This is a genomic window from Pseudomonas sp. LBUM1660 (assembly GCF_059695935.1).
Genome location: NZ_CP166795.1, coordinates 4,134,285 through 4,146,874 on the forward strand (window position 1 = coordinate 4,134,285; position 12,590 = coordinate 4,146,874).

10 protein-coding genes and 2 pseudogenes are annotated in these 12,590 nt (G+C 58.1%); 3 read left to right on the forward strand and 9 right to left on the reverse strand.

Translation table 11 applies throughout. The features are described from left to right. Window positions 1–190: 190 nt before the first annotated feature. On the forward strand, window positions 191–1,480 hold the full coding sequence (locus ACA068_RS19385; protein WP_497304030.1) for a hypothetical protein: 1,290 nt from the start codon (window positions 191–193) through the stop codon (window positions 1,478–1,480). Between the two features lie 163 nt (window positions 1,481–1,643). Here ACA068_RS19385 and ACA068_RS19390 read toward each other — a convergent pair whose 3' ends face one another. After that, the gene (locus ACA068_RS19390) at window positions 1,644–2,522 is read right to left on the reverse strand and encodes a LysR family transcriptional regulator (RefSeq protein ID WP_497304032.1); all 879 of its coding nucleotides are present in this window, start codon (window positions 2,520–2,522) and stop codon (window positions 1,644–1,646) included. A gap of 160 nt (window positions 2,523–2,682) precedes the next feature. On the opposite strand from ACA068_RS19390, the gene ampC reads away from it, so the two are divergent. Then, window positions 2,683–3,849, forward strand: a complete 1,167-nt coding sequence (ampC, locus tag ACA068_RS19395) for a class C beta-lactamase (protein WP_497304034.1) — start codon at window positions 2,683–2,685, stop codon at window positions 3,847–3,849. A gap of 78 nt (window positions 3,850–3,927) precedes the next feature. Here the strand turns inward: ampC and ACA068_RS19400 are convergent, their stop codons facing one another. Both ACA068_RS19400 and ACA068_RS19405 read right to left on the reverse strand, forming a co-directional pair. Further along, window positions 3,928–4,305, reverse strand: a complete 378-nt coding sequence (locus ACA068_RS19400) for a DUF6124 family protein (protein WP_497304036.1) — start codon at window positions 4,303–4,305, stop codon at window positions 3,928–3,930. Between the two features lie 468 nt (window positions 4,306–4,773). Further along, on the reverse strand, window positions 4,774–5,346 hold the full coding sequence (locus ACA068_RS19405; RefSeq protein ID WP_497304038.1) for a DUF4174 domain-containing protein: 573 nt from the start codon (window positions 5,344–5,346) through the stop codon (window positions 4,774–4,776). A 179-nt stretch (window positions 5,347–5,525) separates the two neighbouring features. Here ACA068_RS19405 and ACA068_RS19410 point away from each other — a divergent pair, with 179 nt between their 5' ends. Further along, a complete protein-coding gene (locus ACA068_RS19410; protein WP_497304040.1) occupies window positions 5,526–5,894 on the forward strand; it encodes a VOC family protein in 369 nt (122 codons plus the stop codon). 49 nt (window positions 5,895–5,943) lie between these two features. Here ACA068_RS19410 and ACA068_RS19415 read toward each other — a convergent pair. From ACA068_RS19415 to ACA068_RS19440, 6 genes and pseudogenes are all read right to left on the reverse strand, one after another. Then, a pseudogene (locus ACA068_RS19415) lies at window positions 5,944–6,306 on the reverse strand (response regulator); the annotation flags it as partial. Then, window positions 6,275–7,771 carry a sensor histidine kinase gene (locus ACA068_RS19420; RefSeq protein ID WP_497304042.1) on the reverse strand — a complete coding sequence of 499 codons (1,497 nt, stop codon included), beginning with the start codon at window positions 7,769–7,771 and terminating at the stop codon, window positions 6,275–6,277. The gene ACA068_RS19420 and the pseudogene ACA068_RS19415, both read right to left, overlap by 32 nt. Before the next feature lie 93 nt (window positions 7,772–7,864). Next, window positions 7,865–8,875 (reverse strand): SCO family protein, encoded by a 1,011-nt coding sequence (locus tag ACA068_RS19425; RefSeq protein ID WP_497304044.1) that lies wholly within the window; start codon window positions 8,873–8,875, stop codon window positions 7,865–7,867. Window positions 8,876–8,892: 17 nt separating this feature from the next. After that, window positions 8,893–11,700, reverse strand: a complete 2,808-nt coding sequence (locus ACA068_RS19430) for a multicopper oxidase domain-containing protein (protein ID WP_497304046.1) — start codon at window positions 11,698–11,700, stop codon at window positions 8,893–8,895. A 181-nt stretch (window positions 11,701–11,881) separates the two neighbouring features. Next, window positions 11,882–12,040: pseudogene (locus tag ACA068_RS19435) on the reverse strand (two-component sensor histidine kinase); the annotation flags it as partial. Window positions 12,041–12,126: 86 nt separating this feature from the next. Continuing rightward, window positions 12,127–12,555, reverse strand: a complete 429-nt coding sequence (locus ACA068_RS19440) for a hypothetical protein (RefSeq protein WP_497304048.1) — start codon at window positions 12,553–12,555, stop codon at window positions 12,127–12,129. Window positions 12,556–12,590 lie beyond the last annotated feature (35 nt).

Consider the following 12,590-nt stretch of genomic DNA (forward strand, 5'->3'; position numbering starts at 1 on the left):
TCCTCTGTTCACATGAACGTGACGCCATCGCCTGGAAATGCTTATGAACCGTTTCGCTGCTGCCTGTGTGCTAGGGATATTGTCCGGTTGTGCCAGCCCGCCACCCGTGACTCCCGCCCCACCTCCCTACCGGCAGCCGGTTCTGACAGTGCAAGACGTGTTTAACAAAACACCCTTGGAAAACTCAGTGATGCGTAACGGCGATACGCTCAGTTTTCAGGTTCATACCCCGGCTTACACTCGCGATGGCTTACCGAGCGTTGTGCAGTTGCAAGCGGACTGCAAGGTGCCCGATGTCAAACTGCTGTTCCTCGACAACTTCCCGATCGCGACGACGGATGGCAGCCACCAGCACACCCCGCTGACGGTTCTGATTCCCAAGGAACTGGCAGCCGAGCTGGCCAGCAAACCCCACTTTAGCGAAGCCTGTACGCGCACCGCAGCGTCGGACTGGCGCATTGTCCATCGCACTGAAGCCGCACGCTGGGTGATGATCGACGTCAGCAGCCTGAAAACCGAGGGCAACGTCAGCCGGTTCTGGGGCGGATTCGACGAACCCTTGCTGCTCACCGACAAGCCCAACCTGCAACTATTCGGACAGACTCGCGGGCGCTACGAAGTCGACTGCGCACGCAAGGCCTATCGAGTACTGAGCTCATTCCAGCTTGGCCCGAATGATCGGGTGTCCATGGGCGGGGTACTGAACAACCCGTCGCAACAGGTCTTCACCCAAGGCAGCGCGGACACCCAGACCTTGCTGAACGCTGCGTGCGCCGCACCCTCGCAGCGCTCGACACTGCCTGCGTATGTCGCCCGAACCAAACTTCCACTGAGCTACCAGATTGAACCTGTGTCCGCTTCGGTATTGAAAGCCATCACCGATTTAAAGCTTGCGCCGCCCACCCGGACACTCAAGCGCACGGTGTCGAAGATCAATAACACGCTCTTATATTTTTCAAACTCAAGCACGGAAAATACGCTGGTGTTCGACACCGACGCTCAGAGCGGACAATTGCGCGAGCGCCGGGAAAAGGCTCCAATCGGCCGTTACATCGTCAGTTTCAGAGGGTTGTTGCCACTGGCAGAACACTATTCGCTGACAGACAGCAAGCGAAACAGACCACCGTTATCCACCGTCACCGACACTCAGCAATTGAGTTTCACCGGCGACTGGCAACGCATGCCGGTGGGTGCGTCACTGGAAATGCGCGCCAGCAAACGGGAACGAAGCACCCTCGACGGCGAAACAATGAAACTGGAAAGTGTGCAATGCACCGTGCAACGTGTGCTCGACGCAGCCCAGGTCAACAGCGAGCTGAGAGGCCCCGCCAAAGAACTGCGCTGTCAGTTTGACCTTGGCCAGAAGCTCAAACGTGACAGCAAGATTTTCTACCTTGAAGACTACGCTTACTTCTTTCTTTCCTCGTCCACGCTAGGGGGCACGGAGAGTCGTATAACGCTGGTCTCGGTTGAAGAATAAAAATCCCCGGCACAGTGGCCTGATGCCGATCAGTTAAAGCACTGAACACCGCAATCACTCTGAGAGCGAGCGTGCTCGCGATGAGGCCATAACATTCAACATCATCATTGACTGTTACACCGCCATCGCGAGCAGGCTCGCTCCCACAGGGGGCTGGTATTCGTCAGTTCATCTTGGCCGCTTGCAGTAGCCACTCCTTGAACATCGTCATCGCCGACGTTTCAGGGCGCGACTGCAAGCGGGTCAGCCAATAGCTACCGGTGGTGATGCCGATGTCGAACGGTTGCTCGATCGCCCCTGCCGCCAGTTGCCGGGCAAACATCAGCGACGGCGCCAAGGCAATGCCGGCGCCTTGTAGCGCCGCCTCCATCATGGCCAGCGAGGAGTCGAAGACGATGCTCTTGGGCGGCGGTGTATTGGCCGGCAACCCGGCGGCCAGAAACCACTCGGGCCACTCGTCCGTGCGATAGGAACGCAACAGCGTCTGCTTGAGCAAATCCGCAGGCTCTTGCAACTGCCCGGCGATTTCCGGGACGCAGAGCACCGACAACGGCGCGTCAATCAGCTTCAAAGCTTCAATCCCGTGCCAGGCTCCGGCGCCAAACCGGATGGCGTAATCCAGGCCTTCGGCAGCCACATCCACCCGGTTGTTGTTGGTCGACAGGCGCAAATCTATGAACGGATGTTTCGACTGGAAGTCTGCCAGACGCGGCAACAGCCAACCCACCGCAAACGTCCCCACAGCGCCCACGGTTATCACTTCACGAAAATGCCCACCCTCTAAACGCTCAAGGGTTTCGGCAATCCGGTCGAAGGACTCGCGCAATACTGGCAGCAAGGTTTCGCCTTCACTGGTCAGCATCAGGCCGCGGGGCAAGCGTTTGAACAGCGTTACGTTAAGCTGGGCTTCAAGGCTTTTGACTTGATGACTGACCGCCGCCGGCGTGACGAACAACTCCACCGCTGCCCGAGTGAAGCTCAAATGGCGCGCGGAAGCCTCGAAGGCACGCAATGCATTCAGCGGCAGATGAGGACGAATCATGTCCACTCCCAAATTTTTCTAATGGCTAACCCTAAATATCGTCGTTTGTCGATTCTCACCCGACTGCCTAGATTTGGCGCGCCCGTCAGCCGTCCGGTGTTGGATCCGTTCGGAGTGTAGCGGTTAAAGTAATGGCAACTCATGGAGAGTGATTCCAATCATGTTCAAATTTCATCTGCCAAGACTGGCGTCCTTCAGCGCTTTCGCCCTGTTGATCGGCGCAACTCACTGTATGGCCGCAACAAAATCCGACGATCAACTCGACGCCCTGGTGAAAGCCGCCGTCGGCCCGGTCATGCAACAACAGAATATCCCTGGCGTCGCGGTCGCGATCACCTTGAAGGGTCAGCAGCATTACTTTAACTACGGTGTGGCGTCGAAAGTAGACGGTAAACCCGTCAGCAAAGAAACCCTGTTCGAAATCGGCTCGGTGAGTAAAACCTTCGCCACCACGCTGACGGCCTACGCCCAGACCAGCGGCCAACTGTCTTTGTCTGACCGGGCCAGCCAGGTGTGGCCTGAGCTGCGCGGCAGTGCGTTCGACACCATCAGCGTGTTGCAACTCGCCACTTACACCGCTGGCGGGTTGCCGCTGCAGTTCCCTGATGAGGCCGATCATCCAGACAAAATGCTCGCCTACTTCAATCAGTGGAAGCCCGTTTATGCCGCAGGCACCCACCGTCAGTATTCGAACCCCAGCCTTGGGCTGTCCGGTTATCTGACGGCCAAAAGCATGGGCCAGCCGTTCGATGAATTGATGGAAAAAACCCTGCTGCCCAAACTTGGGCTCAAGCACACCTACCTCAAGGTGCCGCAGGAGCAGATGGGGCTTTACGCCCAGGGTTACAGCAAGGAGGGCAAACCGGTACGGGTGAGCCCGGGTGCACTGGACTCGGAGGCGTATGGGGTGAAAACCAGCGCGGCGGATTTGCTTCGTTATGTTGAAGCGAACCTGAAACCGGCGACGCTGGAGAAGCCATTGCAGCAAGCGATTGCCCTCACTCACGGCGGTTTCTACACCGTGGGCGAGATGACGCAGGGGTTGGGTTGGGAGCATTACCACTATCCGGTCACCCTCGATACGTTGCTGAGTGGCAACTCGACGAAAATGGCAATGGAGGCGCACAAAGTTCAGTGGTTGAACCCGCCACAACCTGCGCAAGACGCGGCATGGTTCAACAAGACCGGGTCGACGGGTGGTTTCGGCGCTTATGTCGCGTTCGTGCCTTCGGAAGATATCGGTATCGTTATTCTGGCGAACAAGAATTACCCGAACGCCGAGCGAATCAAGATCGCTCACAACATTCTGAGTGCACTGACTGAATAACCCACGCCACAGGGGTGAATGCTGGTAATAAAAATGGGCGACCTCTTTGGGGTCGCCCATTGTCGTTACAACGTCAGCTCAATGCCGGGTCGGCGTTGGAGCGTCAGGCGTATCGTTCCTCGGATCAAGATTGTCCCGGGCCTGATTCACCAACAACTCCGCAATGCCCGCCAACTGCTGAATAGCCCCCAGCATCATCCGGTTCGAGCCATCCAGCTTGACGGCAAAACTCACAAGCACCGCATTCAGGGACGCAAGGGTTTCGCTGGCCTGATGCAAGAGAGTGAGGGTGTCGACGCCCGGAGCAATCGTAAGGATCTGGTTGATCGGGACGGAACGCCTGGGCTTGCGCACACCAATGGGGGTGTCGCGCTCGGCCGTTTCGCCCAGCCGGACAAGCTTCAGGTGAGTGGCGTCGGTTGGGCGTTGCGGATCATTTTTGCCGAACTTCTTCATAGACGAGGCTCCTTTCTGGCCATTGGTTATTTCGTCCCTGGATCCCTCAGTGTTGCGGACTCCCACGTCCGACCGCGATGGTTGCGGTGGCTGACAAAGGCTAACGGCGCGCTCTGACAGAAACCAGTTCATGAAGTCCGACAGGACTTGCAGGAAATTTCCGAGACCAATGAAACCAAGACGGAACACGCGTTTTTTGTAGCAGCTGCCGAGCAGCGCGAGGCTGCGTTCGGCTGCACAGCAGTCATAAAACCTGCATACACAAATCTCCTCATGCACCGCGTTGGCTGATTAGACGACTGCTGCGCAGCCGAACGCAGCCTCGCGCTGCTCGGCAGCTGCTACAGGACTTGCACCGCAAAAAAAATGGGCGCCCCTTTGAGGTCGCCCATTGTCGTTGCCTGCTCCCACAGAGGGTGGCGGCGTAAACAAAGGACGGTGCTCGCTTCCACAGGGGTCAGTAGGTGTTCAATCGTCTGGCATTTCCGGGGGCTTGGTCGGTTTGGCGGGTTTACCCGGTTTTACGCCCTTGTCGCCTTTGGCGGCTGGTTCGGCAACGACGGGCGTCGCGACCGTCGCGACCGTCGGCGGTGCGGCTTCTTTCTCGGTCGCTGGCAGGGCGTCGATGGTTTCAAATATCTTCTTCAAATCGACCGATTTGGATTCATCCCCCGAACTCTCGAACTTCTTCTCGCCGTCCTTGCCCACCAGGATGACTTTGGGCAGCGCCCCCGCGCCGAGTTTCAGCGAGCGGATCAGTGCCATGGTGTCCTGCTGGCCGAGATCCTTGCCGTCGAGCTGACCGAACATATTCAGCACGGTGTACACCCTGATATTGCGCTGGGCGACACCGTCTTTGTTGGCCGGATCGTTCAGGGACTTTTTCAGGCTCAACCAGACCGGGTCAACGGTGCTGGGAGCAATCACAATCAGTGGCCGGGCCCTGCCCTTGTCGATGTCCAGCGGTGAGCCGTCTTCGGCGGCGAGCAAGGGGCCGGCGAAAGCCAGCAAGGTAGTCAGGGTCAAAGACCTGATGAGCATGCGCATCTCCTTTTGATATCCACGCTCTAATGATTGCGCATCGCGGCGATCGTTCCGGGTGACGCACCGCAATTGTGTTCCGCCTTGACCCAAGCTTAGGTCAGGGCGGTCATTGCGCAACAGCCTGAGCTAATCTCATCACTCATAACGATCCACCTGATCCGCCGTGAGGACCCGCCATGAGCGCTCAGCTGAACCACACCATCGTCTGGTGCCGAGACAAGCAGATCTCGGCCCATTACCTCGCCGAGATCCTCGGCTTGCCCGCTCCCGAGCCGTTCGGGCCGATGCTGGTCGTCAAGTTCGACAATGGCGTGTCGCTGGATTTCTACGACAACGACCCTCCGATCGCCTCCCAGCACTATGCGTTTTTGATCGGCGAGGAGGATTTCGATGCAGCCTTCGCTCGCCTGCAAGCGCGCCAGCAGCCCTGGTGGGCCGATCCCGGCAAGCAACGGCCCAACGAGATCAACGATTACGGCGGTGGCCGGCGGGTGTATTTCGATGACCCGGACGGGCATCTGCTGGAAATGCTCACGCGCCCCTGATTCTGGAGGCAGTGCGGATTCAAAACGAGGAATGCTACCCAGGTGTCAGGTCAGTGGCCAGGGCCTTGTCCAGCAGCAGCTTGAGCTCTTGCAAGGCCACCGGTTTGATAACGTAGTGGAACGCACCTTCCTTCATCGCCACCATGGCGTCTTCGACATCGCCGTGGCCGGTCATCATGATCACTTTCAGATCCGGCGCGCTGATGCGCAGCTTCTGAATCAGATCGTGACCACTCATGCCCGGCAGCGAGTTGTCGGTCAGCACCAGGTCCGGGGCGAATGTGGTCAATTGCTCCAACGCCTCTTCAGCCGAGTGGCAGACCGTCACCTCGAAGGTTTTGCGCTCCAGATAGATCTGAATGTTCTCGGCGAGGAGTTCATCATCCTCGACCAGCAGTATGCTGTGCTCCATATTCTCCTCCCGTTGCCACTTTAAAGTTGAGACAAACGCGGGTTCCTACCTGCTCCTGGCTGGTCATTTCGACCGAGCCCTCTAAGCGTTCCATTATCCTTTTGACCAGGGCCAGGCCCACGCCCAAGCCGCCTTGTTTGGTGGTGAAAAACGGTTTGAAGACCATTTGTTGCTGCTGTTTGGTCATGCCCTTGCCGGTATCGCTCAGGATCATGCGCACATGGCCGGTCTGCGGCGATTCAATCTCGATACTCAGCGCGCCGCCCCTGGGCATGGCTTCCAGGGCGTTAGTAATCAGGCTATTGAGAATTTGCGTCAGCAACACCTGCTGACTAACCACCGGCGGGCAGAACTTGGGCATGAAATGGACTTCGACGCTGGAGCGTTTGATCTGCGCGTCGAAGGCATTCAGGGTGTCATCGATGATCAACACCAGATCCACCGCCTCATAGTCGTCATTCATCGGCCGCAACGACATCAGCAATTCACGGACCCAACGCGACATGCGATCGACCTGATTGATGATGTCGCCGATGTTCTTTTGCGTATTCTGGCTGACGATTTCCTGGACCAGTTCGGCGCTGGAGCGAATGTTCGCCAGCGGATTGCGCAAACTGTGGGCCACGGCCGAGGACATTTCACCCAGCGCCACGAAGGTTTCGTTGGCGATCAACTGTTTCTGCTGGCTCTCGAGCAGCTCTGCCGCACGCCAGACAATCCAGAACAGCCCGAGGTAGATGACGGCACCACCGAGCACGGTCGCCAGCCAGATCAACTTGAAACCACGCTGGATGCGCGCCACCAGGTCCGCAGGTTCTTTGTAGATCTCCACCATGGCGATCACTTTGCTTTTGTCGGCATTGAGCATCGGGATGTAGTTCTCGATGAACAAGTACTTGGGTTCGCGCAGCAGCATCTGTTCGGGACGCTCCTCGTCGATCTGGTGATAGCTGGTGGAGACCGGCTCCTTCATTTCAAAGGATTCGTCCAGTTCTTCATCGCCTTCGACGCGCATGCCGATCATCTGTGGATTGGTCGACCAGACCACCGTGCGATCCAGGGCGTACACCACCGCCAACAGCGTGTCCGGCAAGTGTGCGACATGATCGAGAAACTCTGTGCGGGCAGCCGCACGAGAGCCCGGATCGACGTCTGAATAGGCATTGTCACCGCGCGGATCGAGCATTTCGCCCATGGTTCTGTTCGGGGTAATCGAGGCGTGGCGGATTTCGGCATCACCAATGGCCTGAATGAATTGCGCGGTCAGCATGGAATCGCGCTCGATGCTTTCCTCGACGACGAAACGCGTAGATATATAACCCAGCCCCAGCGCCACAGCGGCGATGATGAAAAAACTGCCCAGGGAAAACCAGCGCAGCAGATTGAACTGGCCACGCAAGCCCGTGCCTTCTCCTGCCGCCGTGTGCGACAACGCAGGTACTTTGTGGTGTTGGAGTATCTGCATAAGTGGCTCCCGAGTACTGGGTTGAAGCCCTTTCATCGGATCAGTGCAGGTGGCATTGATCGAGCCCGACGGCTCAATGATTGTATTCAGCCGCTATTGCAGCTGCGCCGCCTGCAACGATTGTTGACGGTCAGTTTCTTCCTGCAAAAAATCCATGATGGACTGCGCCGCGTCTTCATCCAGGCGCAGGTTGGGCATCGGAATCTTGTCAAAGCGCTCAAACAGTTCCAGCGCAATCGGGTCCTTCTCGGCAAGCATGCGATCCGGTTCGCGGATCCAGCGATTGAGCCAGACGGGGTCTCGCTGACGGGTCACGCCGATCAGGTCCGGGCCGATGCTGCGCATGCCGATGCCCTGCCCGTCTTGCGGCCCAAGGCTGTGACATGACGCGCAACGGGTGCGAAACAATTCTTCTCCGTTGCTTGGCGGGCGGATCTCGGGCGCATTGGCGTAGCTCCCCTCGGCACTGGCCTGCTTCCAGTTCTGCAAGGTATTGGCCAACTGATCGGCGAGGATCCACGGGTTCTCGAACGGCGAGGCTTTCATCCAGCGACCCGTGGTCTGATTGCCGACAATCAGGCTCAGGTTGTGATCCTTGCTGCGTCCGTTGTCGACGCCTTCGATAAACAGCCCGAGTTTTTTTCGCAGGTCGGTAACGGCCTCGAATTCGCCGGTGAGAAACTGCCAGCCCGGTCCGACCTTGAAGCGCTGGGCGTAGGCTTTGAGCACCTCGGGGGTATCGCTCAGCGGGTCGATGCTGATCGAGTAGAAAAAGATGTCCTTCCCGACCCGGTCCCCGAGCAACTGTTGCATTTGGCGCAGACGCGCGGTTTCCAGCGGACAGGAGTCGCTGCACGTGGTGAAGATGAAGTTGATCACCACCACTTTGCCCTTGATCAGGTCCTCGAAAAAACGCACCTGCCGACCGTCCTGATCGGTCAGCAGGGTATTGGGAAAGTAATCGCCGCCCCAGGGTGTCGCCGACTCCGTCGGCGACGGTGCATCTTCATGAGCGAGCAGCACCCAAGCGGCCAGCACACAGGTGACCATCAGCAAAATCAGGCTAATGCCCAGTGCGCGGGAGCGCGGCGTACGTGATGTCATGTCGGCTCCCCTGCGGATCATGGTGTGACCTCTGCTTTGGTGCCGTAGCCGTCGCCGGTGCGGAAGGTTGGCAGCGCAGCAGAGTTCACGTAGCGCACGCCATCCCAGCTCGGCAACGGAGTCGGCATCAACTGGAATTGCCCGGGCTTTTCAACGTCCCAACGCAACAGCATTGAGTTGTCCTCATGTTGCGTATTGTGGCAGTGCTCCATGTAGGTGCCGGCAAATTCGCGAAATTGGATCGCAATCTCGACATTGTCCGTACCGTCCTTTTCCGAACCGACGCGATACACGTCCTTGCGTGCCCACTTTTCCCATTCCGGTGGTGGCTTGCCGCCACGGCTGAGGATGATCCCTTCCTCGAAGTGCACGTGCACCGGGTGGCCCCAGCCCGTGTCATTGCCCTTGATGTGCCACACTTCCAGCGTGCCGAAACCCGTGACGCCGGCGTCGGTCGGACCGCTGGCCAGTTTGGTCGAGACGTTCAGCCGACGTGGGTCCATGCGAAACCCGAAACCGCCGTCGGTCTTGACCGTCCAGGGTGCTTCATCGGTGCCATCAGAACGGCCGAAGGTAAAGGTGCGGTGACGAGCCTGAGCCAGCAGCGCCTTGTCGGCAGCATTGTCGCGGTGAATCTTCAGCGGGATCATAAACAGGCCTTCGGCCTTGCCCGGTTTGGCCGGTTCATAAGCGGCCGGGTCCATGGCCAGGTCCTGACCGGTGTAAGCCTTGACGTTGAGTTGCAACACCTTGCCTACCGCCGGATCACCGTCCTCCCACTTTGGCCCCTTGCTGGTTTGCTTGATGATCGCCCGGTATTTCTCGGACAGCACGTCAGCCAGGGCGACGGGTTCTTCCGGACCCTTGCCGTCTTGGTGCACCAGCAGGTTGACGAAGAACAGCTTGTCGCCTGGTTTGATCCCGTTTTTCGAGAAGTTAACGATGATGTCGAAACGCTCGGCGATGCCCAGGGTTGGCAGGATCGCGTTGTGGTTCTGTTTATCACCGTCGGCATCCAGGTCCATGCTGCCGTCGAACGGTACGCTGTGTTCCATGATATTGCCGTCGTTGGCAATCATGTGGAACGGCACCCGGGCATACGACACACCCGACCCGGCAGGCCCTTGGAACTCACCGGTGCTGCCCTTGATCTCGCGCACCAGCGCCATTTTGAAGTAGCGCGACACGGAACCATTGAGCATGCGCAAGCGATAGCTGCGGGCGCGCACATCCAGGACCGGTTTCCATTTCCAGTTGACCAGCACCTGGTCACCGAGGAAGCCGGCAGTGTTGAAGGGGTTGAACCACAGTTGACCGTTCTTATCCCACGCTTTGTCGGAAAACATCAGGTTGACGTCGTAGTCGCGGTTACCCCAGGGCAAGGCGCTGCCGCTGGGGAGGCGCAGGTTGACGCCGTCATTCACCGATTCATTGGCGCGGTCCAGGGCGCTGTAGTAGTTCATCATCGCCGCGTTGCCCTTGTAGACGTTCTGCGCAGTGAAATCGAGCATGTGGTCGTGGAACCAGTGGGTGCTCATGGTTTCGCGCCAGTCGCCGCGGATCTTGATCATGCCGTTGTCGCAGGTTTTGCGGCCGGGGGTGAGGTCGTTAGTCCACAGGGTTTCGCCCGGCGAGCACGGAAACGCTGCACGCGGGTCTGTAGCCGTGGTGTTGATGCTGTCGTAACCGGCCAACTGGATCGGCCAGCGATAGTCGTAAAATTGCCCAGGGAAGAAAAACGCATTGGCATAGCCGTCGCTTTCCGCCGGTACGTGACCGTTGTGTTCGTGGGTGGTGATGGTGTGCAGGCCAAACCCCATGTTGGCCGACGGGTCGATCGGCAAGCCGTTGTAATGGCGCATCAACACCGGTTGCCCATAACGCACCATGAGCAATTTTGGCGGAAAGGTGCCGTCGAAGGTCCATACCGAGTTGTGTTTCTGCACCGGCATTTTCGGGTGAAAACGCGGATCGACGCCTTTGGAAGTACCTGCGGTCGCCGGCACGCCAGCCACGTTGTAATAGAGGCCACTGGGACCAAACTCACCCAAGGCATAGCGGTGCATCTGGCGACTGTCACGCAAACCGGTATTCACCCGTGCGCCGGCTTGCACGGTCTTGTAGGCCACCTGCGGGTAAAACTCGTTCCAGCGCTGATGCGACCAGCCTTTTCCTGGCGGACGGCCTTCCGCCGACGAGCCGATACGGCGGTTGAGGAAAAATTCAATCTGCTTCTGCCAAGGGTTGCGGTCGACCACGTTGGAATACTGGCTGGGGAACGGAGTCAAGCCTGGTTGACGCAAGAACGCGTCGAGCGCCGCACTCGGCGGAGCGCTGCGGGCGACGCTGGTGGGATCTTGTTGCGGCAGCGGGCCGATGGTGGCGGGAGGAAAAGGTAACTGAGCCGCCGGGGTGGTGGGGTCGAGTTTTTCCACACCGAATTCTTCGAACAGCGCCAGTGGCTGAGTGAACGGCAGAGCACCATACAGCGGACTGGGTTTTCCGTTGGTGGGGTAATTGAAACTGGTCTGCAGCGCTGGCGGCAGGATGTTTTCCTGGAGCGGGGTTTTTCGGGTGCCTTTGACGCCCCCCGGCAAGTCGAATGAATCGAGGTTAGCCGGGGGCATGGTCAAAATGGCGTTCAAGGCGCCTGCTTTGTCAGCCGGTTCGTCGTAATACCTGGAAGGATCGTTCGGCTCGGGCTCTCGTTCGTCATCGATGGGGCTGGCGCGCAGGCTCGTTGTGCCGAGCGTCATTGTCAGAAGGACGCTCAGGGGCGCCAGGAGACCAAACCACTTGCAGGGGTGCCGCGCTTTTCTGTCCATCACCAGCCGCCTCGAAGTCGTGAAGGGGTAATGGGGGGGTTGCAAGGAGTTCGCCAGATTCGTAATGTTTTATAAAAAGCATCAATACCGAGTAAAACAATGGCTTATCAACATCAATTTGCCATGCCCAAAAAGCGACTGGGGCATGGCACCCGCTACTGGGTAAAGTTCTTCCCCATATTCAGGGAATTCGCTTGAACAACAGACGGACACACGTGCCCTCGCCCTCGCGACTTTGCCGACTGAACGCCCCGCCGCACCGCTCCATCATCCGCTTGACCTGCACCAGGCCACCTTGCCTGGTGGTGAAAAAAGGCCAGAACGCCATGCTGCGTTGTTCCAGGATTTTTGCGACAGGGACAGCCTGGCGTCTTATCAGCTTGTTCAGCAGTTAAGAGTCAGTGGGAAGCATTCATCACGTATGGATTACTGGTGGCGGGCGCGTCGAAAACCGATCAACAGAAATAGGGTGAGCAGGCCGAGGACAAGTCCACGACTGATAGCCGGGTTTACCACTGGCGCAGGGTGATCTTCTTCGCAGGCAGTGCTATTGAATTGCGCGACAGTAATTCGCTGATGATCCATCGAAGACCGCTTTTGGCCAATTTGGATCGCCGCCTGTTGCTCTAGATCCAACGCTTGATACTTCCAGAGCGTTGAAGATCCTTCTCGGCAGTAGGTAAATTCAGCGGGATGTGAAGCGGCGATAATACAAGCGTCGTTGATGCCCATTTTTTGCAGCGTTTCTGTTGCGGATCGGGTGAAGTCCAGCTCGAAGACCGGAATAATCCCGGTAGCAGAAGCGGTGAGCGAAACTAACAGGCTGCTCATGGCGCAGGTCGTTGAAATGTTCAAGGTCGGGCTCCCCTTTTTCCATTCCCTGGTCAAAT

Coding starts and splice junctions, on each gene's coding strand:
- ACA068_RS19385 (WP_497304030.1), top strand. CDS start 191: ATGCGTAACGGCGATACGCTCAGTTTTCAGGTTCATACCCCGGCTTAC.
- ACA068_RS19390 (WP_497304032.1), bottom strand. CDS start 2,522: ATGATTCGTCCTCATCTGCCGCTGAATGCATTGCGTGCCTTCGAGGCT.
- ampC (WP_497304034.1), top strand. CDS start 2,683: ATGTTCAAATTTCATCTGCCAAGACTGGCGTCCTTCAGCGCTTTCGCC.
- ACA068_RS19400 (WP_497304036.1), bottom strand. CDS start 4,305: ATGAAGAAGTTCGGCAAAAATGATCCGCAACGCCCAACCGACGCCACT.
- ACA068_RS19405 (WP_497304038.1), bottom strand. CDS start 5,346: ATGCTCATCAGGTCTTTGACCCTGACTACCTTGCTGGCTTTCGCCGGC.
- ACA068_RS19410 (WP_497304040.1), top strand. CDS start 5,526: ATGAGCGCTCAGCTGAACCACACCATCGTCTGGTGCCGAGACAAGCAG.
- ACA068_RS19420 (WP_497304042.1), bottom strand. CDS start 7,771: ATGCAGATACTCCAACACCACAAAGTACCTGCGTTGTCGCACACGGCG.
- ACA068_RS19425 (WP_497304044.1), bottom strand. CDS start 8,875: ATGACATCACGTACGCCGCGCTCCCGCGCACTGGGCATTAGCCTGATT.
- ACA068_RS19430 (WP_497304046.1), bottom strand. CDS start 11,700: ATGGACAGAAAAGCGCGGCACCCCTGCAAGTGGTTTGGTCTCCTGGCG.